Annotated in this window: 18 protein-coding genes and 1 tRNA gene; 12 read left to right on the forward strand and 7 right to left on the reverse strand. The window is 61.2% G+C overall.

Annotated elements, in window-relative coordinates:
* Positions 1-246: 246 nt before the first annotated feature.
* Positions 247-1,203 carry a DMT family transporter gene (locus K0H47_RS07525; protein WP_219272303.1) on the forward strand — a complete coding sequence of 319 codons (957 nt, stop codon included), beginning with the start codon at positions 247-249 and terminating at the stop codon, positions 1,201-1,203.
* Here the strand turns inward: K0H47_RS07525 and K0H47_RS07530 are convergent.
* A complete protein-coding gene (locus tag K0H47_RS07530) occupies positions 1,200-2,588 on the reverse strand; it encodes a class II fumarate hydratase (protein ID WP_219272305.1) in 1,389 nt (462 codons plus the stop codon). The genes K0H47_RS07525 and K0H47_RS07530 overlap by 4 nt on opposite strands.
* A gap of 193 nt (positions 2,589-2,781) precedes the next feature.
* Between K0H47_RS07530 and K0H47_RS07535 the strand changes: the two genes are divergently transcribed.
* From K0H47_RS07535 to K0H47_RS07565, 7 genes are all read left to right on the forward strand, one after another.
* Positions 2,782-3,300 carry a DUF2059 domain-containing protein gene (locus K0H47_RS07535; RefSeq protein WP_017476194.1) on the forward strand — a complete coding sequence of 173 codons (519 nt, stop codon included), beginning with the start codon at positions 2,782-2,784 and terminating at the stop codon, positions 3,298-3,300.
* A gap of 6 nt (positions 3,301-3,306) precedes the next feature.
* Positions 3,307-3,600 (forward strand): BolA family transcriptional regulator, encoded by a 294-nt coding sequence (locus K0H47_RS07540; protein ID WP_003216739.1) that lies wholly within the window; start codon positions 3,307-3,309, stop codon positions 3,598-3,600.
* A 227-nt stretch (positions 3,601-3,827) separates the two neighbouring features.
* Entirely contained in the window at positions 3,828-4,772 is a 945-nt protein-coding gene (locus K0H47_RS07545; protein WP_010176008.1) for a rhodanese-related sulfurtransferase, read from the forward strand.
* 3 nt (positions 4,773-4,775) lie between these two features.
* The gene (locus K0H47_RS07550) at positions 4,776-5,411 is read left to right on the forward strand and encodes a DsbA family protein (protein ID WP_026077813.1); all 636 of its coding nucleotides are present in this window, start codon (positions 4,776-4,778) and stop codon (positions 5,409-5,411) included.
* A complete protein-coding gene (locus tag K0H47_RS07555; protein ID WP_017476197.1) occupies positions 5,404-7,224 on the forward strand; it encodes an ABC transporter ATP-binding protein in 1,821 nt (606 codons plus the stop codon). Before K0H47_RS07550 ends, K0H47_RS07555 begins: the two co-directional genes overlap by 8 nt.
* Positions 7,225-7,299: 75 nt before the next feature.
* Positions 7,300-9,762 (forward strand): EAL domain-containing protein, encoded by a 2,463-nt coding sequence (locus K0H47_RS07560; RefSeq protein ID WP_093199965.1) that lies wholly within the window; start codon positions 7,300-7,302, stop codon positions 9,760-9,762.
* Positions 9,763-9,841: 79 nt separating this feature from the next.
* Positions 9,842-10,603 carry a TenA family transcriptional regulator gene (locus K0H47_RS07565; RefSeq protein ID WP_207198463.1) on the forward strand — a complete coding sequence of 254 codons (762 nt, stop codon included), beginning with the start codon at positions 9,842-9,844 and terminating at the stop codon, positions 10,601-10,603.
* 36 nt (positions 10,604-10,639) lie between these two features.
* Here the strand turns inward: K0H47_RS07565 and K0H47_RS07570 are convergent, their stop codons facing one another.
* The 4 genes from K0H47_RS07570 to K0H47_RS07585 all read right to left on the reverse strand — a co-directional run bounded on the left by K0H47_RS07570 (position 10,640) and on the right by K0H47_RS07585 (position 15,274).
* On the reverse strand, positions 10,640-11,566 hold the full coding sequence (locus K0H47_RS07570) for a GGDEF domain-containing protein (RefSeq protein ID WP_063031944.1): 927 nt from the start codon (positions 11,564-11,566) through the stop codon (positions 10,640-10,642).
* A 169-nt stretch (positions 11,567-11,735) separates the two neighbouring features.
* Positions 11,736-13,010 carry an MFS transporter gene (locus K0H47_RS07575; protein ID WP_017476201.1) on the reverse strand — a complete coding sequence of 425 codons (1,275 nt, stop codon included), beginning with the start codon at positions 13,008-13,010 and terminating at the stop codon, positions 11,736-11,738.
* 182 nt (positions 13,011-13,192) lie between these two features.
* Positions 13,193-14,347 carry an acyl-CoA dehydrogenase family protein gene (locus K0H47_RS07580; RefSeq protein ID WP_063031942.1) on the reverse strand — a complete coding sequence of 385 codons (1,155 nt, stop codon included), beginning with the start codon at positions 14,345-14,347 and terminating at the stop codon, positions 13,193-13,195.
* Between the two features lie 69 nt (positions 14,348-14,416).
* Positions 14,417-15,274 (reverse strand): IclR family transcriptional regulator, encoded by an 858-nt coding sequence (locus K0H47_RS07585; protein ID WP_093199956.1) that lies wholly within the window; start codon positions 15,272-15,274, stop codon positions 14,417-14,419.
* Between the two features lie 263 nt (positions 15,275-15,537).
* Here K0H47_RS07585 and K0H47_RS07590 point away from each other — a divergent pair, with 263 nt between their 5' ends.
* Genes K0H47_RS07590 through K0H47_RS07600 form a run of 3 tightly spaced genes read left to right on the forward strand, consistent with a single transcriptional unit; the run spans position 15,538 to position 19,114 of the window.
* Positions 15,538-16,323 (forward strand): enoyl-CoA hydratase, encoded by a 786-nt coding sequence (locus tag K0H47_RS07590; RefSeq protein WP_063031938.1) that lies wholly within the window; start codon positions 15,538-15,540, stop codon positions 16,321-16,323.
* Positions 16,324-16,325: 2 nt separating this feature from the next.
* Positions 16,326-17,855 carry a 3-hydroxyacyl-CoA dehydrogenase gene (locus tag K0H47_RS07595; protein ID WP_177072223.1) on the forward strand — a complete coding sequence of 510 codons (1,530 nt, stop codon included), beginning with the start codon at positions 16,326-16,328 and terminating at the stop codon, positions 17,853-17,855.
* A gap of 26 nt (positions 17,856-17,881) precedes the next feature.
* Positions 17,882-19,114, forward strand: coding sequence for a CaiB/BaiF CoA-transferase family protein (locus K0H47_RS07600; RefSeq protein WP_177072222.1), 1,233 nt, complete (start codon positions 17,882-17,884; stop codon positions 19,112-19,114).
* A gap of 42 nt (positions 19,115-19,156) precedes the next feature.
* Here the strand turns inward: K0H47_RS07600 and K0H47_RS07605 are convergent, their stop codons facing one another.
* Positions 19,157-20,539: a glycerophosphodiester phosphodiesterase family protein gene (locus K0H47_RS07605; RefSeq protein ID WP_219272306.1), complete on the reverse strand. Its 1,383-nt coding sequence runs from the start codon at positions 20,537-20,539 to the stop codon at positions 19,157-19,159.
* A 176-nt stretch (positions 20,540-20,715) separates the two neighbouring features.
* Between K0H47_RS07605 and K0H47_RS07610 the strand changes: the two genes are divergently transcribed.
* A tRNA-Asn gene (locus K0H47_RS07610) sits at positions 20,716-20,791 on the forward strand.
* A 64-nt stretch (positions 20,792-20,855) separates the two neighbouring features.
* Here K0H47_RS07610 and K0H47_RS07615 read toward each other — a convergent pair.
* Positions 20,856-21,119: an Ada metal-binding domain-containing protein gene (locus tag K0H47_RS07615; RefSeq protein WP_219272308.1), complete on the reverse strand. Its 264-nt coding sequence runs from the start codon at positions 21,117-21,119 to the stop codon at positions 20,856-20,858.
* Between the last annotated feature and the right edge of the window lie 105 nt (positions 21,120-21,224).

Below are 21,224 nucleotides of genomic sequence, written 5' to 3' on the forward strand. Positions count from 1 at the left end.
CCGTCCTGGGCCAAGGATGGCCCATGACGGCGGCCCACGGTCCAAAGCCGGAGTGAGGGCACTCCGAGCCAAGGCGAGGAGCCGAGTGGTGGGGCAAGAGCCTTTTGGTTACTTTTGGGCTCCTTTCAAAGGTGACCCGCTGTAAGAGCGGAACCAATACAAGCCATCACCCAAAAAACGGATATACACCCACCCCCCGCGTCCCCCTAGAATGCACCTCCTCCACCTCAGGCATTCGGGGCATTCATGCACATCTCATCAGGCCGTTGGGTCTACGGTTTATCCCTGGCCCTGCTGACCGCGCTGCTCTGGGGCATTCTGCCGATCAAACTCAAACAGGTCTTGCAGGTGATGGACCCCGTCACCGTCACCTGGTTTCGCTTGGTGGTCTCCGGCAGTTGCCTGTTCGTCTACCTCGCGGCAGTCAGACGCCTGCCCAGTTGGCGCTCCCTTGGCCCCAAAGGCGGCTGGCTGGTAGCAATCGCCGTGTGCGGCCTGATGGGCAACTACGTGCTCTACCTCGTGGGCCTGAAACTGCTAAGCCCCGGCACCGCACAATTGGTGGTGCAGGTGGGCCCGATCTTCCTGATGATCGCCAGCGTCTTCGTGTTCAAGGAACGCTTCAGCCTCGGCCAGGGCGTGGGCCTGCTGGTGCTGATCACCGGCTTCGGCCTGTTCTTCAACCAACGCCTGACCGAACTGCTGACCTCCCTGGGCAGCTACACCGCCGGCGTACTGACGATCCTCCTGGCCACCACCATCTGGACCTTCTACGCCTTGGGCCAGAAGCAGTTGTTGACCGTGTGGAATTCGTTGCAGGTGATGATGGTGATCTACCTGTGCTGCGCGCTCTTGCTGACACCCTGGGCGCACCCGATGGAAGCGCTGCAACTGAGCCCGCTGCAAGGCTGGCTGCTGCTGGCCTGCTGCTTCAATACGCTGATTGCCTACGGCGCATTCGCCGAAGCCCTGGCCCACTGGGAAGCCTCGCGCGTCAGCGCCACCCTGGCGCTGACGCCATTGGTGACCTTCGTCGCGGTGGCCGTGGCGGCGTGGATGTGGCCCGACTACGTGCACGCCGAAGACATCAACGCCCTCGGCTACGGCGGGGCCGTGCTGGTGGTGCTGGGTTCCGCCACCGTGGCGTTGGCGCCGTCGTTGTTCGCCGGGCTCAGGGCCCGGCGTGCACGGTTGGCGTCTTAATGACCGGCTTCCAGCATGTTTTCCGGACGCACCCACTGGTCGAACTCTTCATCCGTGAGGTAGCCCAGCTTGAGCGCCGCCTCCCGTAAGGTCAGCCCTTCGGCATAGGCCTTCTTGGCGATCTCGGCGGACTTGTCGTAGCCAATGTGCGGGTTCAGCGCAGTCACCAGCATCAGGCCACGCTCAAGGTGCGCGGCCATTTGTTCGGCGTCGGGTACGAGGCCGGCGATGCAGTGCTCCTGGAAGTTGCTGCAACCGTCAGCCAGCAGGCGGATCGACTCCAGCAGGTTGTGGATGATCACCGGCTTGTACACGTTCAACTGCAAATGGCCCTGGCTGGCGGCGAAACCGATGGTCACGTCGTTGCCCAGCACCTGGCAGGCCAGCATCGACAGCGCTTCGCACTGGGTCGGGTTGACCTTGCCGGGCATGATCGAGCTGCCCGGTTCATTCGCCGGCAACTTCACTTCCGCCAACCCGGCACGCGGGCCGGAGCCCAGCAGCCGCAGGTCGTTGGCGATTTTCATCAGCGCCACGGCCAGGGTTTTCAGTGCGCCGTGCAAGGTGGTCAACGGCTCATGGCCTGACAACGCGGCAAATTTGTTCGGCGCGGTGACAAACGGCAGGCCTGACAGCGCGGCCAATTCCGAGGCAATCGCCTCGCCAAAACCGTGGGGTGAATTGAGTCCGGTGCCGACGGCAGTACCGCCCTGGGCCAGCTCACACACGGCGGGCAGGGCGCTGCGGATGGCCCGTTCGGCGTAATCCAGTTGCGCTATGAATGCCGAGACTTCCTGGCCGAAGGTGATCGGCGTGGCGTCCATCATGTGGGTGCGGCCGGTTTTCACCAGCTTCATGTGGCGCGCCGACAACTCTGCCAAACCGCCGGACAGTTCACGGATGGCTGGCAACAGCTTCTCAGTGACCGCCTGCACGGCGGCGATGCTCATGGCGGTGGGGAAGCAGTCGTTGGAGCTCTGGGAGCGGTTCACGTGATCATTGGGGTGAACCGGGCTCTTGCCGCCACGGGGTTTGCCCGCCAGCTCGTTGGCACGGCCGGCGATCACTTCGTTGGCGTTCATGTTGCTCTGGGTGCCGCTGCCGGTCTGCCACACCACCAGGGGGAACTGGTCGTCGTGTTCGCCGGCGAGCACTTCGTCGGCGGCCTGTTCGATCAGCCGAGCGATGTCGGCGGGCAGGTCGCCATTGCGGTCGTTGACCCGGGCCGCAGCTTTCTTGATCAGGGCCAAGGCGTGCAACACAGCCAGGGGCATGCGCTGGTCGCCGATGGCGAAGTTCACCAGCGAGCGTTGGGTCTGCGCACCCCAGTAAGCGTCATCCGGGACTTGCACTTCTCCCAGGCTGTCGGTTTCGATACGGCTCATCGGGCACACTCCTTCAGGTTCGTTTGCGCAGTTTAGGCTGTGATCGTCCGGTGGGGTTCCCTTAAAAGACTTTTCATCGGATTCCGCCCCGCAAAACCAGGCCCCATAAGGCGTGGGGTTGAGCCGCGGCGTTTTTTAGGCGCAGAATGGGCGCCCTTGGGGTCTTACCTCGCCTGCTAGAAAAGGAAACTCGATGACTCGTCTTCGTGCCATCTGTACCGCGGTTGCTCTGGTATGTGCCAGCGGCCAGGTTTTTGCCGATACCGCCAGCCACAACGCCAGTGCCGAAGCCTTCCTTACCCTGGCCCATGCCGACAAGCTGGGTACCCCGGTGTACATGCAAGTGCAACAAATGTTCGCCCAGCGTTTCGAGCAGACCAAGGCGCCTGCTTCCAAGCAAACCGTTCTGGACACCTACCAGGCCAAGGCCAACACCGCCCTGGACCAGGCGATCGGCTGGAACAAGCTCAAGCCGGACATGATCAAGCTGTACACCAGTAACTTCAGCGAATCCGAGCTCAAGGACCTGGTTGCGTTCTACCAGTCGCCTCTGGGCAAGAAAGTCCTGGAAAAAATGCCTCAGCTGACCCAGCAATCGGCCCAGATGACCCAGGCCAAGCTGGAAAGCGCGGTACCGGTGGTGAACAAGCTGCTGGAAGACATGACCAACGAGCTGACGCCAAAAGCCCCAGCCCCGGCCAAGAAGAAGTAAACAGGAATGACCATGCAACAGCGTATCGAATCGGCACTCGTCGCCCTGAGCCCGGAACACTTGAGCGTGCTGGATGAAAGCCATATGCACAGCCGTGGGTTGCAGACCCACTTCAAGGCCGTGCTGGTCAGCCAGCAGTTCGAGGGGCTCAACCGCGTCAAGCGCCACCAGAAGGTCTATGCCACCCTGGGTGACCTGATGAGCGAATTCCATGCGTTGGCGCTGCATACCTATACGCCTGAAGAATGGGCGAAAATCGACGCAGCCCCGGCCTCGCCGACCTGCGCCGGCGGACATTGATGGGTATCGACTGAACTCCCCTGTAGGAGCGAGCTCGCTCGCGAAAAACCTGAGAGCGCCGTTGGGTTTCAGGTGTTCCGCGTCAACGTTGACGTCCTTCGCGAGCAAGCTCGCTCCTACAGTTAACGGTTTATCCCTGATAGAATCCGCAACGCGCCGCTTAGTCGGCGCGTTTTTTTTGCATCCGGTTCACCCTTTACGAGGGTAGCCACCTGGAGAGAACACCCATGACTCAACCGATTGTCGTGGCGGCACTGTATAAGTTCGTCACCCTCGAAGATTACGTCGCCCTGCGCGAGCCACTGCTGCAGGCGATGGTCGATAACGGCATCAAGGGCACCTTGCTGATCGCCGAAGAAGGCATCAACGGCACCGTTTCCGGTAGCCGCGAAGGCATTGATGGCTTGATGGCCTGGCTCAAGAACGACCCGCGCATGGACGACATCGACCACAAAGAGTCGTACTGCGACGAGCAGCCGTTTTACCGCACGAAGGTCAAGCTCAAGAAAGAGATCGTGACCCTGGGCGTCGAAGGCGTCGACCCGAACAAAAAAGTCGGCACCTACGTCAACCCGCAGGACTGGAATGCGCTGATCAGCGACCCTGAAGTACTGCTGATCGATACCCGCAACGACTACGAAGTGTCCATCGGCACCTTTGAAGGCGCGATCGACCCGAAAACCACTAGCTTCCGCGAATTTCCCGACTACATCAAAGCCAACTTCGACCCGGCCAAGCACAAGAAAGTCGCCATGTTCTGCACCGGCGGCATTCGTTGCGAAAAAGCCTCGAGCTATATGCTCAGCGAGGGTTTTGACGAGGTGTACCACCTCAAAGGTGGCATCCTGAAGTACCTCGAAGAGGTGCCGCAGGAAGAAACCAAGTGGCAGGGCGACTGCTTTGTGTTCGACAATCGCGTCACCGTGCGCCACGACCTGAGCGAAGGCGACTACGATCAATGTCATGCCTGCCGCACACCGGTCAGCGTCGAAGACCGTGCATCCGAACACTATGTAGCCGGCATCAGTTGCCCGCATTGCTGGGATAAGCTTTCAGAGAAGACCCGTCGCAGCGCGATCGATCGGCAGAAGCAGATTGAACTGGCCAAGGCCCGCAATATGCCGCACCCGATTGGCTACAACTACAAGCAATCCCCATCCTCCGAGGCCTGAGCCATGTCCGCGCGCCTGCTCTATGTAATGGATCCGATGTGTTCATGGTGCTGGGGGTTCGCTCCAGTGGCCAAGGCGCTGGTTGAGCAGGCCCAGGCCGCAGGCGTGGAGCTGCACCTGGTGGTGGGCGGTCTGCGCACCGGCAGTGGCGCGGCGCTGGAGCCGACTACCCGACGCTACATTCTTGAGCATTGGCAGGCCGTGACTGAAGCCACCGGCCAGCCGTTCAAGCGTGAAGGCGCATTGCCTGATGGCTTTGTCTACGACACCGAGCCGGCTTGCCGTGCCGTGGTCACTGCTCGCAGCCTGGCGCCGGATTGCGCGTGGAAACTGCTGGGCCTGATCCAGCAGGCGTTCTACGTTGAAGGTCGCGACGTGACCCGCGCCGATGTATTGGTGGAATTGGCTGAAACCGCCGGCGTGCCGCGTATCGAATTCGCCGAAGCCTTCGACCGGGCCGATCAGCACGCGGCCACCGCGGCGGATTTCACCTGGGTTCAGGATTTGGGCATCGCCGGTTTCCCGACCTTGCTGGCGGAGCGTAATGGGCAGTTGGCGCTGCTGACCAACGGCTATCAGCCGCTGTCCGAGTTGTCGCCGCTGCTGAGTCGTTGGCTGGAGCGAGCTGCCTGTGCATGATCAGCCCGATCCCGTTGAGCAACCCAAACGCGTCGACCGGCTGACCTGGGCGGAAGTCCGCCGCCTGGCCCTGCATCACAAGAAATCCCTGTGGATCGCCAATGGAGTCGCCGTGCTGGCGACCCTGTGCAGCGTGCCGATCCCGTTGTTGTTGCCGTTGCTGGTGGACGAAGTACTGCTGGGCCACGGCGATGCGGCACTGAAAGTGATGAATCACGCGTTGCCCCTGGGTTGGCAGAAGGCCGCCGGCTATATCGGCCTGATGCTGCTGGTGACCTTGCTGTTGCGTTGCGGCGCTCTGGTGTTCAACGTGTTGCAGGCGCGGTTGTTTGCGCGGCTGGCCAAGGACATTGTCTATCGCATTCGCGTACGGCTGATTGAGCGCCTCAAGCGCATTTCCCTCAGTGAATACGAAAGCCTGGGCAGCGGTACGGTGACCACGCACCTGGTCACCGACCTGGACACGGTGGACAAATTCGTCGGTGAAACCCTCAGCCGATTCCTGGTGGCGATGCTCACGCTGGTGGGCACGTCCGGGATCCTGATGTGGATGCACTGGAAGCTGGCGCTGTTGATCCTGCTGTTCAACCCGCTGGTGATCTACGCCACGGTGCAGTTGGGCAAACGGGTCAAGCACCTGAAGAAGCTGGAAAACGACAGCACCTCGCGGTTCACCCAGGCCCTCACCGAAACCCTCGATGCGATCCAGGAAGTGCGCGCCGGCAACCGCCAGGGCTTTTTCCTTGGGCGCCTGGGCCAGCGCGCCCAGGAAGTACGGGACTTTGCCGTCAATTCCCAGTGGAAAAGCGACGCCTCCAGCCGCGCCAGTGGCTTGCTGTTCCAGTTCGGTATCGACATCTTCCGCGCGGCGGCGATGCTGACGGTGCTGTTTTCCGACCTGTCTATCGGCCAGATGCTCGCGGTGTTCAGTTACCTGTGGTTCATGATCAGCCCGGTGGAGCAACTGCTGAACCTGCAATATGCCTACTACGCGGCGGGCGGGGCGCTGACACGGATTAACGAACTGCTGGCCCGCGCCGATGAACCGCAATACGCGGGCGGTGCCGATCCGTTTACCGGGCGTGAGACGGTGGGCATCGAGGTGCGTGGCCTGAATTTCGGCTACGGCGAAGAACTGGTGCTCGACCAGTTGAACCTGAACATTGCCCCAGGTGAAAAAGTCGCGATTGTCGGCGCCAGTGGCGGCGGCAAAAGTACCCTGGTGCAACTGTTGCTGGGGCTGTATACGCCGCAGGCGGGCAGCATCCGTTTTGGTGGCTTGACCCAACAGGAAATCGGCCTGGAGACGATTCGCGAGAATGTCTCCGTGGTCCTGCAGCATCCGGCGCTGTTCAACGACACGGTGCGCGCCAACCTGACCATGGGCCGTGAACGCAGCGACCAGGCGTGCTGGCAGGCGTTGGAAATTGCCCAGCTGGATGCGACTGTCAGGGCGCTGCCGTTGGGCCTGGACAGTGTGGTCGGGCGCTCCGGCGTACGCTTCTCCGGCGGGCAGCGGCAGCGCCTGGCTATTGCACGGATGGTGCTGGCGGAGCCAAAAGTGGTAATACTCGACGAAGCCACCTCGGCCCTGGATGCGGCAACCGAATACAACCTGCACCAGGCGCTGGCGCGGTTTCTCAGTGGCCGTACCACCTTGATCATCGCCCACAGGCTGTCGGCGGTGAAACAGGCGGATCGGGTATTGGTGTTTGATGGCGGGCATATTGCCGAAGATGGCGACCATCAGCAGTTGATTGCTGACGGTGGCCTGTACGCCAAACTTTACGGACACTTGCAACAAGTGCGGTGATTTAGCCTACGCTGAGCTATCAGGAGCGGTTTTCACTCGCGTGCGTATTTTAGTTGTGCATGTGCAAGGGACCTCATGAAGCAAAAGCAGACTCTCGGAACCCCTCGGTTATTGGGCATTGTGTGGCCTTTTATCGCCGTCGTACTGTTCCAGGCATTGTTAGGCTGCGTCAGTCTCTACGTGCTCTCGGCGGTGCGCGGTTATGTGGCGGGCGAAAGCCTGTGGTCCAAGGGCCAGAAGGACGCGATCTTTTACCTGACGCTGTACGCCGACAACCGCGACGAAGCCACCTTCCTCAAATACCAGAACGCGATTGCCGTGCCTCAGGGCGGGCATGAACTGCGGGTGGCCCTCGACCGCCCGACCCCGGACTTGACTGCCGCGCGCGCGGGTATCCTCAAGGGCGGCAACCACCGCGACGACGTTTCCAGCCTGATCTGGCTGTACCTCAACTTTCGCCATTTCAGTTACCTCGAAAAGGCCATCGAGCTGTGGACCGTGGGCGATGCCTATCTGGTGCAACTGGACGACCTGGCCCAGGAGATGCATCGGGCAATCCTGGCCAATCAGGTCAGCAGCGCCGACGTGCACGCCTGGAAGGAGCGGATATTCGCCATCAACGACGGGGTGACGCCGGCCGCCAAAGCCTTCAGTGATGCTCTGGGCGAAGGCTCTAGGGTGATTCTGCGCTTGCTGCTGGTGACCAACCTGGCCACGGCGCTGGGCTTGATCGTGCTGGCGCTGCTGCGCACCCACAAGCTGCTCGCCCAGCGACACGCGTTTGCCGACGCGCTTCAGTTAGAGAAGGAGCGGGCGCAGATTACCCTGGAGTCGATTGGCGACGGGGTGATCACCACCGATGTCGACGGCGCCATTGCCTATATGAACCCGGCCGCCGAAGCCCTGACCCACTGGAAAGGCGCCCAGGCCCAGGGGCTGCCACTGGCAGCGCTGTTCAACCTGCTGGATGAAAATGCCCAGGCCGACGGTTTTACCTTGATCGAGCGCATATTGAGCGGCCAGCTCGGCGGGGGCAGCGAGCATTCCAAGTTGATCCAGCGCGTGGACGGCACCACGGTGTCCGTCACCCTGGTGGGGGCGCCGATCCGCAGTGCAGGCAAAGTCGTCGGCGCAGTGCTGGTGCTACACGACATGACCCAGGAGCGCCAATACATCGCCAACCTGTCCTGGCAGGCGACCCACGACGCCTTGACCGGCCTGGCCAACCGGCGCGAGTTTGAGTTCCGCCTGGAGCAGGTGCTGCACAACGTCGGGCGCCAGCAAAGCGGGCGTCATGCCTTGATGTTCCTCGATCTGGATCAGTTCAAGCTGGTTAACGACACCTGTGGGCATGCCGCGGGGGATGAGTTGTTGCGGCATATCTGCGCGCTGCTGCAATCGGACCTGCGCGAAGGCGACACCCTGGCCCGTCTGGGGGGCGATGAGTTCGGCATCCTGTTGGAGAATTGCCCGGCGCCGGTGGCGGAAAAAATCGCCGAGAGCCTGCGCCATACCGTGCAGAGCCTGCATTTTGTGTGGAAGGGCAGGCCGTTTGTCACCACCGTGAGTATCGGCCTGGTGCACATCACGCAAGCCCCGACCACCCTGGAAACCTCGCTGCGGGCCGCCGACATGGCGTGCTACATGGCCAAGGAAAAGGGCCGCAACCGGGTGCAGGTGTATCACGCCGATGACTCGGAATTGTCCCTGCGCTTTGGCGAGATGGCCTGGGTGCAGCGCTTGCATATGGCCCTGGAAGAGAACCGTTTTTGCCTGTACGCCCAGGAAATCGCGCCCCTGGGGCATACGGAGCAGGGCGACGGGCATATCGAAATCCTGCTGCGCCTGCATGACGAGGCGGGGCGGATCATCCTGCCGGACAGTTTTATCCCGGCGGCCGAGCGTTACGGTTTGATGACATCCCTGGACCGCTGGGTGGTGGAGAACGTGTTCAAGATCGTCGCGGGCTGCATGCGTGAGCGCCCGGGCCGGCCCATGGCCATGTGTGCGATCAATCTGTCAGGCATTACCATCGGCGACGAGGACTTTCTCGGGTTCCTGCGTGAGCAGTTCAGCGCCTATGGCATTCCACCGGAAATGATTTGTTTTGAAATTACAGAAACCAGCGCTATCGCGAATTTGGGTAGTGCAATTCGTTTTATCAACGAGCTCAAAGAGTTAGGGTGCTATTTCTCCCTTGATGACTTCTGCGCCGGGATGTCCTCGTTCGCATATCTTAAACATTTACCTGTAGACTTCTTGAAGATCGATGGAAGTTTCGTAAAGGATATGCTGGACGACCCGATTAACCGCGCTATGGTCGAAGTGATCAATCACATCGGTCATGTCATGGGTAAGCGCACGATTGCCGAATTTGTCGAGACACCCCAGATCGAACAAGCCTTGCTTGAGATCGGGGTCGACTATGCTCAGGGATACCTGATCGAGCGACCGCAGTTGTTTACCTTTGATAGTTTGCAGTGTCGACCTGTGCGACCGCAGCCTCTGTTATTCAAGGCGCCTGGCACGTTCCGATGAAACATTTGCTGGTCTGTACATATCACAAATCAAAAGGAGCCCGACAGTGATCGACACATTCAACAGAACCGGCCCGCTTATGGAAGCCTCGAGTTACCCCGCCTGGGCACAACAGCTGATCCAGGCCTGTAGCGAGAGCAAGCGCCGAGTTGTCGAACACGAACTGTACCAGCGCATGCGCGATAACAAGCTCAGCGCCAAGACCATGCGCCACTATCTGATTGGTGGCTGGCCAGTGGTTGAACAGTTTGCGTTGTACATGGCACAGAACCTCACCAAGACCAAATTTGCCCGCCATCCTGGGGAGGACATGGCGCGCCGCTGGCTGATGCGCAATATTCGCGTGGAACTCAACCACGCCGATTATTGGGTGCATTGGGCCCGCGCCCATGGCGTCAGCCTGGAAGAGTTGCAGGCACAGGAAGTGCCGCCGGAGCTGCATGCACTCAGCCATTGGTGCTGGCACACCAGCTCGGCCGATTCGCTGATTGTCGCGATTGCCGCCACCAACTACGCCATCGAGGGGGCCACTGGGGAGTGGTCCGCCGTGGTGTGTTCCACCGGCGTCTATGCCGCGGCTTTCCCTGAGGAAGACCGCAAGCGCGCCATGAAGTGGCTGAAGATGCATGCCCAGTACGATGACGCTCACCCGTGGGAAGCGCTGGAAATCATCTGTACCCTGGCCGGCATGAACCCGACCAAGGAACTGCAGGTAGAGCTGCGTCAAGCGGTGTGCAAGAGCTACGACTACATGTACCTGTTCCTGGAACGCTGCATGCAGTTGGAAAAGTCGGTGGCCACCCCCCGTAAACAACCCACCCTGGTTGCCAGCGAAGCCTGAACCCTGTGATGGCGGGGCCGCTGTGAAGTAAAGCGGTTACCCCGCCATTGCCAGGCGGTTGCGGCCTTCACGCTTGGCCACATACAAGGCGTTGTCCGCCCGGCGCAGCACGCTCTCGGCGGACTCTCCGGCCAGCAAGGTCGAGCAGCCCAGGCTCACGGTCAATTCGATACGTTCATCGTCCGCCCAGTAATCCTGGGCCTGTGCCGCGTGGCGCAGGCGCTCACCGACCATCGACGCCGCGTCCCGGCCGGTGTTGGACAGCAGGATCAGAAACTCTTCCCCGCCAAACCGAAACACCATGTCCACATTGCGCAACTGGCTTTTGATCGAGGCCGCAACGGCCTTGAGCACCTTGTCGCCCGTAGCATGGCCGTGGGTGTCGTTGATGTGCTTGAAGTGGTCGATGTCCAGCATCAGCAAGGACAGCGGCTGCAGGTGCCGGCGGGCCATGTCGATTTCCCGCTGCAGGGTCTGGTCCATGGCGATGCGGTTACCGGTTTCGGTCAGCGGGTCGCGCAGGGCGCTGCGGGTCGCCGCCCGGTAGAGCAGGGCGTTGCGCATCGGGTAGAGCAGGGTGGCCAGCAGCGACTCCAGGTTGGCCAGTTCGTCTTCGAGAAAGCGTTGGTTGCGCCGAAACACCAGTTCGCCGAGGTGCTCGCCTTCGTGGCTGAGGGCATAGCTCACCGAATGATGGCCGCGGTGGCCGTACTCCAGGCGCAGGTCGCTGGCTTCGTGACGGTATTGCAGGGCGTCCAGCGGCACCAGGCGTTGGATTTCGCGGAAGAACAGCGCAAGGATGTGCTCCGGCTCCAGGCTGGTTTGCAATTGCATGCCCAGTTGCTGGCGAAGTTGCTCAACCGTGGCAGGGCGTCGTGTAAGAAGGGACGGCTGACCAAAGCCCAGGCGTTGCAATTTGGCGCTGTCGAAGTCAATTGCGTTGGTCTGGGTCGGTGTTTTCATAAGCGTATGAGCCCCTAAGCACAAAACTGTCTTACAGGCTGGGTGAGAGCGTCGTACTGTTCCTTCAGTTCCGTAGGACTGACGTATAGTCTAGCCCGGTTTGTCGGGGGTTATAACTGCCGCACGTCTTATAGCCGGGCCCGCGTCGCTGCGGGCCCCGGCGTGGGGCTTATTGTTTTTGCGGGTCAAACTGCTTGTCGCGGATAAACAGCGCTGGAATCACTCCGCAGATAAAGTACGCGCCGCCCATCACCAGAAATCCGACGCCGATCGAGCCATGGGACGCCAGGAAGCCAATGGCTGCCGGTGCCACCGCTGCGCCAATTCGGCCAATGTTGTAGGCCCCGCCCACTGCCGAGCCGCGAAATTTCGCCTCGAAGCTTTCGGTCATGTAGGTCGCATTCACGCCGTAGGGAATGCCGTACAGGAACCCGAACACAATCAGCATCCACAAGATGTTGTCCGGGCTCTGGAACAGCACGATCACCGGCAGGAAAATCGCCGTGCCCAGCGCGCCGACGGCGAACACCAGGCGCCGGCCCAGGCGGTCTGCCGCGAGCCCGGCGAGGATTTTGCCGAATATCATCGCCGCGTAGGTACCGACCATGTAGCTGGTCATCGACTTGAAGTTCATCCCCAACTCGCCTTCCAGGTACGACGGCATCCAGTTATTGACGCCGTAGTAGCCAAACTGCAGGAAGCCTGCGGTCAGCGCCCAGAGGACAAACATGCGGCTGGCTTTCGGGTCGCTGAAGATCAGCTTGAACATGCCGTCGGGCTTCTTCGCCGAGACGCGCTTGATGCCTTCGGCCTTTTCCCGGGCGCGTTCGGCCTGGGCCTTGATCCAGGCTTGGGGCTCCGGCACCAGGCGTTGCATCAGCACGGCGAGGATCACCGGGATGATCGCAACGTAGAACAACCAGCGCCAGCCGTGGTTCGGCAGAATCCAGCCGGCGAGCAAGGTGGCGACGATGTAGCCCACCGACCAGCCGGCCTGCAGGGTGCCGAGCACGGTGGTGCGATAGCGGGTCGGCACGTACTCGGCCATCAGCGTATTGCACGCGACATACAGCGCGCCCAACCCAAGAGAGGCGAAGAAGCGCGTGCTCGCGAACTGCCAATAGCTGTGGGTCATGCCCAGGATCGCGGTGCCGGCGGAGAACAGCACGATGCTCCAGACCACGGTTTTCACCCGGCCAAAACGGTCACAGGCCCAACCCCCGTAAATCCCGCCGATGGCCATCCCGGCCAGGGTGAAGCTACCCAGGCTGCCGGCTTCGACGCTGGTCAGGCCAAACTCGGCCTTGAGGCTGCTGAGGCTGTAGGACAGCAGCATCAAGTCGGCACCGTCGATCAGCAGGCCGAGGAAGCAGAAGATGAAGACGATGATCCACAGGTTGTTTTTCGCGGGCGACAACGCACCCGCCGAAGCGGCGACTTCCATAGCGATACCTTGTTGTAGTTGTTAGGGCACAAGTTATGGGTGTTGCGGTAATACGGTTGGAACACGGTCACTGTGGGAGCTGGCTTGCCTGCGATAGCATCGCTGCGGTGTTACTGCCAGACCGAGTTGTCTGCATCGCAGGCAAGCCAGCTCCCACACGGGTTCTGTGTTGTTTCTGGGGTTCAGTGCTTGGCCTCGCGAATCATGTTGCGGGCGATCACCAATTGCTGGATCTGCGTGGTGCCTTCATACAGCCGGAACAAGCGCACATCGCGATAGAACCGCTCGATGGCGTACTCGCTCACATACCCGGCACCGCCGTGAATCTGCACGCAACGGTCGGCCACGCGGCCGCACATTTCCGTGGCGAACATCTTCGAGCAGGACGCTTCGGTGCCGATGTTCAGGCCTTCGTCACGCTTGCGCGCAGCGTCCACCACCATGCAACGGGCGGCGTAGATCTCGGCCTTGCTGTCGGCGAGCATCGCCTGGATCAGTTGGAACTCGGCAATCGGCTGGCCAAACTGTTTGCGTTCCAGGGCGTAATTCAGGGCATCGTTGAGCATGCGTTCGGCAGCCCCGACGCTGACGGCGGCGATGTGCAGGCGACCCTTGTCGAGCACCTTCATCGCGGTCTTGAACCCCACGCCTTCGACGCCGCCGATCAACTGGTCGGCCGGCACGCGCACGTTGTCGAAAATCACGTCGCAGGTGTGGGCGCCTTTCTGGCCCATCTTGTGGTCACGCTTGCCCAGGGACAGGCCCGGCGTGTTGCGCTCGACGATAAACGCACTGATGCCGCCCGAGCCCTTGATGTCCGGGTTGGTGCGGGCCATCACGGTGTAGATCCCGGCGTGGGGGGCGTTGGTGATAAAGCGCTTGGTGCCGTTGATGACATAGTGGTCACCGTCGCGCACCGCCGTGGTTTTCAGCGAGGCGGCGTCGGAGCCGGAGTCCGGTTCGGTCAGGCAGAACGAGCTGAGCAACTCGCCGCTGGCCAGTTTCGGCAGGTAGTGCTGCTTCTGCGCCTCGGTGCCGTCCAGCAGGATGCCGATGGAACCGATGCCGTTGTTGGTGCCGAAGTAGGAGCGGAATGCCGGAGAGGTTCGGCCCAGTTCAAAGGCTACATTGACCTCTTCTTCCATGGTCAGCCCGAGGCCGCCGTAGGCTTCGGGCAGGGTCAGGCCGAACAGGCCCAACTCGCGGAACTGGCTGACGATATCCGCCGGGACGTCATCGGTCTCGGCCAGTTCGTTTTCCCGTGGGATCAGCGCTTCGTTGACGAACTGCTGGAGGGTTTCCAGCAACAGATGAAGCGTTTCGGGGTCTCGGATCATGTGCATTCCTCAGCGGCCCGTTCGGCGGGCCTGTTGTCGTCAATCTGCCGAGGCCTTGCACCGATCTGTCTAGCGGGCAGCGGCCTCGATGTTGTTCACCATGTGCTTGAGACGGGGCCCGATGTCGTCCTCGAGTTTCTCCCGGGAAAGGTGAAAACTCGGTCCGCCACAGTTGAACGTCAGCAGCCCATGTTGTGCATGCAACAGCGGTACGGCGATGGCGTTTACATCGCGGTGCCACTCACCGATCGACATGCAGTAGCCGAAATCGGTGTAATCCCGGAAGGCACGTTCCAGGCCCTTCCTGATGCCCGGCCAGTCCTCCAGGTGACGCTGGCGGATATGGTCGAGGATAAATTCCCGCTCGTTTTCCGGCATCGCTGCCAGGCAGGCGCGGCCTGCGGAACTCAAGTGCAACGGCAACCGTGTACCGACCTGGCGGCGCATGGTCATGTTGGCTTCGCCCTGGACCACGTCCAGGTACACCATGTCCAAACGGTCGCGGGTGGCCATGGCCACAGCGGCCTGGGCGTACTTGGCCATCGTCTCCATCAGCGGATGGGCCACAGCCCGCACCGACAGGTTCGACAGCATCGCGTAACCGAACGCCATCACCCCTACATCCAGCTGATACCGGCCCGACTGCGGCAGGTGCTTGAGATACCCCAAGCGGGTCAGCGTATGAGTCATCCGTGTAATCGTCGGCTTTGGCAGCCCGGTCTTGCGCGCCAGCTCCTGGTTACCCAGCACGCTTTCGCTGGGGGTGAAGCAACGCAGCAATTCCAGGCCTCGGGCCAGGGCGGTGACGAACTGGCGGTCCTTGTCTTCTTCCTCGTCGGCATTCATCGGATCGATCAGCAAGTGCTCGAACGCGTGGTTGCCGGCCGGTGTTTCTGTTGTGTTCGGGTCCAGGTTTCGACGGCGCATGTTAGTCCCCCTTTTTTTAGAAAATCAACAAAACAAAATTGTATTCCGCACAGCGAAACTAATCAACTTCGCGGTTGATTGTCTTTTTGTTTAATAAAACTCGTCTAAACAACGAGTTATAGCCCGATTTATGGGTGGCTCAGGTTTTTACGTTTACATCACGGCGACTCGGTCCTTATGATTATCGCTAAATACGGAATGTTGTTTCGCATAGCGAAACTGGCGATATCCGAACGAACAAGAACATTGCAGCAGGAGAATTTGTGGCCAGCCTCGACCAACCCGTAGTGCACCTCGACGTCCAGGACAATGGCGTTGCCGTGGTACGCATCCACCGTCCCGAAGTAAAAAACGCCTTGAACGCCCAGGTTCGCGAAGAACTGGCCGAGCATTTTCGTGCCCTGGCCAAGCGACGTGATGTGCGCGCCATCGTGCTCACCGGCGGCGATCAGTTCTTCGTGGCCGGTGCCGACATCAAGGAGTTCGCCAGCGCCACGCCGATCGAGATGTACCGCCGGCACACCGAGTATTTGTGGGAAGCCATCAGCCGCTGCCCGAAGCCGGTGATCGCTGCGGTGAACGGTTTTGCCCTGGGGGGCGGTTGTGAGCTGGCCATGCATTGCGACCTGATCGTCGCCGGAGAGTCGGCGCGGTTCGCTCAACCCGAGGTCAAGTTGGGCCTGATGCCGGGCGCCGGTGGCACCCAGCGCCTGGTGCGTGCCGTGGGTAAGTTCCAGGCCATGCGCATCGCGTTGACCGGCTGCATGGTCAAGGCGCCGGAAGCCCTCGCCATGGGCATGCTCAGCGAAGTGGTAGCGGATGACCAGACTATCCCTCGCGCCTTGGAACTGGCCGCGCAGATCGCTGCGTTGCCGCCGCTGGCGGTGGAGCAGATCAAGGAAGTGATGCTCGCCGGCGCCGACCTGCCGCTGGAAAGCGCGCTGGTATTGGAGCGCAAGGCCTTTCAACTGCTGTTCGACTCGGCAGACCAGAAGGAGGGCGCCGCGGCGTTCTTCGAAAAACGCACCGCGAACTACCTGGGGGAATGACAATGGCTGATTCAATCAAGATCATGGGCCTGGTCGGCACCGGCGTGATGGGCGCCGGGATTGCACAGATTGCCGCCCAGGCGGGCGTGTTGGTGCGCTTGTTCGATGCCCGCAATGGTGCCGCGCAAACCGCTCGGGATAATCTCGGCGCCACACTCTCGAAGCTGGCCGCCAAGGGCAAGATCACCCAGGCGGCGATGGACGCCGCGTTGGAGAACCTGCACGTCGCCGCCACGGTTGAGGCGCTGCACGACTGCGACCTGGTGGTGGAAGCCATCGTCGAAAACCTCGACGCCAAGCGCGGCCTGTTGCAGCAGTTGGAAGGCGTGGTCAGCGCGGGTTGCATCCTCGCCACCAACACCTCGTCGCTGTCGGTCACGGCCATCGCCACCGGCTGCCAACACCCTGAGCGGGTCGCCGGTCTGCACTTCTTCAACCCGGTGCCGTTGATGCGCGTTGTCGAAGTGATCGACGGCCTGGCCACTGCGCCGAAGGTCGGCGACGACCTGCTGGCCTTCGTGGCCCGCACCGGCCATCGCGGTGTGCGTGCCAAGGACACCCCGGGCTTTATCGTCAACCACGCCGGCCGTGCCTACGGTACCGAAGCCTTGAAAATGCTCGATGAAGGCATTGCCGAGCGCGGCGATATCGACCGTATCCTGCGTGAAGGTGCAGGCTTTCGCATGGGCCCGCTGGAATTGCTGGACCTCACCGGTCTCGACGTTTCCCACCCGGTGATGGAGTCGATCTACAACCAGTTCTATCAAGAAGCGCGCTACAAACCGTCGCCCCTGACCCGTCAGATGCTGGCGGGCGGACGCCTGGGTCGCAAGAGCGGGCAGGGCTTCTACCGTTATGACAATGGCCAGGTGGTCGACGGCCCGCAGCCGCAGCCGGTGCCTTCAGTGAAGCCGTTGCCGCCGGTATGGATCGCCACCGAAAACGCCGACGACTACGAGCGCCTGAGCGCCTTGGTGATCGAGTTGGGCGCGCACCTTGAAAGCGCGGCGCAGCCTTCGCCTGAAGCGTTGTGCTTGCTGGCGCCTTACGGCCTTGATGCCACCTCGGCCAGCGAACGCTTCCACACCGACCCGGCGCGCACCCTGTGCATCGACCTGCTGACTGACCTGTCACGCCATCGCACCCTGATGCAAAACCCGCTGACCTCCACCGCCTCCCGCGACGCCGCCCACGCGCTGCTCGCCAGTGACGGGGTGGGCGTGACGGTGATCAGCGATAGCGTCGGCTTCGTCGCCCAGCGCACCTTGGCGATGGTGGTCAACCTGGCCTGCGACATCGCCCAGCAGCGCATCGCCAGCGTCGACGACATCGACCAGGCCGTACAACTCGGCCTGGGTTACCCGCAGGGTCCGCTGGCCTGGGGCGATGCCCTTGGGCCACGGCGCATCCTCACGATTTTGCAGCGCATGAGTGAACTCACCCACGACCCACGTTATCGCCCCAGCCCCTGGCTGCGGCGGCGTGCAGTGCTGGGGATTTCCCTGCGTCATGAAGAGCCGGCAGTCGGCTGATTTCGATTCATCACAGGACAAGAATAATGGGTGCATTGACAGGTTTGCGGGTGCTGGATTTAAGCCGGGTATTGGCCGGGCCCTGGTGTGGCCAGGTATTGGCCGACCTCGGCGCCGAAGTGATCAAGATCGAACGGCCGCAAAGCGGTGACGACACCCGTGGTTGGGGCCCGCCGTGGATGAAGACCGACACTGGCGAGTCGTCCGGGCAAGCGTCTTATTACCAGTCCACCAACCGCGGCAAATTATCCGTGGCCATCGACCTCGCCACCTCTGAAGGCCAGGAACTGGTGCGAGCCCTGGCGGCCAGCTCCGACGTACTGATCGAAAACTACAAGGCCGGCTCCCTGGCGCGTTATGGCCTGGATTACGCGACCCTGGCCGAGATCAATCCGCGGCTGGTGTATTGCTCCATCACCGGCTTCGGCCAGACCGGCCCGCGTGCCGAAGAGCCCGGCTACGACTTCATCATCCAGGGCATCGGCGGCCTGATGAGCATCACCGGCGAACGCGACGACCTGCCCGGCGGCGGCCCGCAAAAAGTCGGCGTGGCGTTTTCCGACCTGATGACCGGCCTGTATTCCACCGTCGCCATCCAGGCCGCACTGCTCAGCCGCGAACGCACCGGTGTCGGCCAACACATCGACATGGCGCTACTGGACGTACAGGTCGCAACCCTGGCCAACCAGAGCATGAACTACCTGGCCTCGGGCAAAGTGCCGGAGCGGTATGGCAACGCCCACGCCAACATCGTGCCGTACCAGGTGTTCCGTGCGGCAGACCGCGACTTCATTATTGCCTGCGGCAACGACAGCCAGTTTATTGCGCTGTGCCACAGCATAGGCTTGCCGCACCTGCCGGAGGACCCGCGCTTTCGGCGTAATGCCGATCGGGTTGCGCATCGGGCGGAGATTGTCGAGCTGTTGTCAGCGCACTTTCTGGGGCGTACGGCGGACGAGTGGGTGGCGAGCATTCACGCGTCGAAGGTGCCGGTGGGGGCGATCAATAACATCGCGCAATCCCTGGAAGAGCCTCAGGTGATTGCCCGTGGGTTGATGGTGAAGATCCCGCATCCCAGGAATCCGGAGTTCGCCATGGTCGGCAGCCCGATCAAGATGTCCGGCACGCCGGTGGAGTATGTAAGGCCCGCGCCGATGTTGGGGCAGCATACCGATGAAGTGCTTGGTGAGCGGCTGGGGTTGTCGGCGGAGCAGTTGGTGCAGCTCAAGGCGGGTGGGGTGATCGAGCAGTTGGACTGAACAATGGCGGCCCGGAGGGCCGCCATCCATCTGGCTGATTGTTTAGCGCGCGACTTCTTTAAGGTAGGTATTTCGGGCTGCAACGGCCGTCGGCGTGAAGTCCGTAAATACACCATCAACACCCGCCCGGAAGAAGGCCATGTACTCGGCCGCCGGATTGCCCTTGTAGGCACCGGCCAGGTACTTCGCTTCGTTGCGGAAGGTGAAGATATGGACGAACAAACCGGCCTTGTGGGCATCGCTGATCAGGCTGGTCGGCTTGAAGGTGTCGACCTCGGGCAAGCCCGGGGTTTGTGCTGAAGCAGCGGTCAGCGACATCGCCTGCGGCTTCCACGGCCCGATGCCGTCGGCGTAGGTCTTGACCTCGGCCAACCCGGCCGGTGTCAGCATCGCACCAAAGGAACGTGGATCGCCCGCGACGGTCCAGCTGTAGGGGCGGCCGCTGACGAAGGTGTTGGGTTTGTCCGTGATGAAAATGGTCTCGCCGGTCTTGAAGTTCACACCGTTCCCATCCACCAACTGCACCGCCCTGGATTGCAGGCCGATAGAGCGCAGGTATTTCAGGCTGCTCGGGTCAAAGCTCTGCACAAACACCGGCGCGTCTTTGCGATTCAGGTTGTTGTCTTTAAGGGTCTTGAGAAACGCCGCTTCGAACGGATGACTGCCCGACGCGCCGCAACCATTGGCGATGGCCTGGGCGTTGTTCCAGATCGGGTTTTTGCTTTCCGGGTAGGTGGTAATCACACGGCCTGTGGCGGCGCTTTTGGCTTTTGCGATGTCGATCACTTCCTGGAAACTCAGGATCGGTAGCTTGCCGTTGAGTTCGGTCGGGCGCTCGTCGCGGGCGTCGTACGTCGTGCCGCCGATCCATTGCTTGAGTTCGGCCAGGGTGAAATCGCTGATTGACCAGTCGTTGGTATGGTCTTCGCCATCCACGATCAAGGACTTCAACACGGATTTTGGATCGTTGGGGTTCGTCAGATCACTGAGGTATTGAGCCGGGCCATTTTCTGCAGTGGCGGGATATTTGACGTTAACCAGTACACCGGGAACCGTGCGCTTGCGGCGTGCAACTTCTGGATTGGTCTTCGCGACGTCGCTGATATTGGTGTTGTCGCTCAACCAGGGATTGTGCCGGGCCACCAATACACAGTCCTTGGTCATGTGCAGGTCCAGCTCCAGCGAATCCGCACCAGCGTCGGCGGCATGTTCGTAGGAGGCCCGGGTTTCTTCCGGGTACAGTCCTGGCAGGCCGCGATGGCCGATAACCAACGGCGGTGCACCGTCCAGGGTTTTGAACGAAGCAGGCGCGACAGGCGCGCTCCTGGTCACACTGTCACACGCGCTCACTGTCAGGCTGCATCCGATAACGATAAAACGGGCAAGCAGGGTTTTTACCGCTGGCGGGCCTGAGCGAGTGTGCATGTGTCATCCTTCAAGAAGAGGGTAGGGGGCGGGGTATCTGCGGATGTTGGCGTTGACGTATGACAGCGTCGTGACAGGAAGTGGCGTGGTGATTTTCCAGCACGGCGCACCTGGATGAAGCAAAAATCTCACTGAATGCTTGACTTCTCCTTTTCAATCAGTAACATACGGCGCATTCCGCGATAGCTCAGTTGGTAGAGCAAATGACTGTTAATCATTGGGTCCCTGGTTCGAGTCCAGGTCGTGGAGCCAGATAGTAAAAAGCCTGCAGAAATGCAGGCTTTTTTTTGCCTGGAATTTGTCCCAGACACTCGATTCAGGCGTGCCCTCGAAACAGGCAATATTCGGCTGGCATGCACACCGCACAAGGACGAAATCCCGCGGCGATAGCCGTCGCTTCATCGAGAAAAAACACGCGATTTTTCACGTAGCCGCCACGCGCAATGGCTCGTAGCGCCGCACGACAGTCGAGCTTTCCATAGCGCTTGCCGCGGCGGTGGCCGCCCAGCATTCCCGGCTCGGGGCTTGGGAAGGGTTTTGCGTCGGCGCCCATCAGCATCCACATGTTTTTGTCAGCCATCGCTTGTCCTCCTGCCGTAGCAACCTGCGGTACCTCCGCCATGTATCGCCGATCAGATCGGCTAGCACACCCGGTTTCTTGCTTTTTTTATCGCTCAAAAAGGGT

The sequence above is a fragment of the Pseudomonas sp. Xaverov 83 genome, from assembly GCF_019352905.1.
Taxonomy (GTDB): Bacteria; Pseudomonadota; Gammaproteobacteria; order Pseudomonadales; family Pseudomonadaceae; genus Aquipseudomonas; species Aquipseudomonas yamanorum.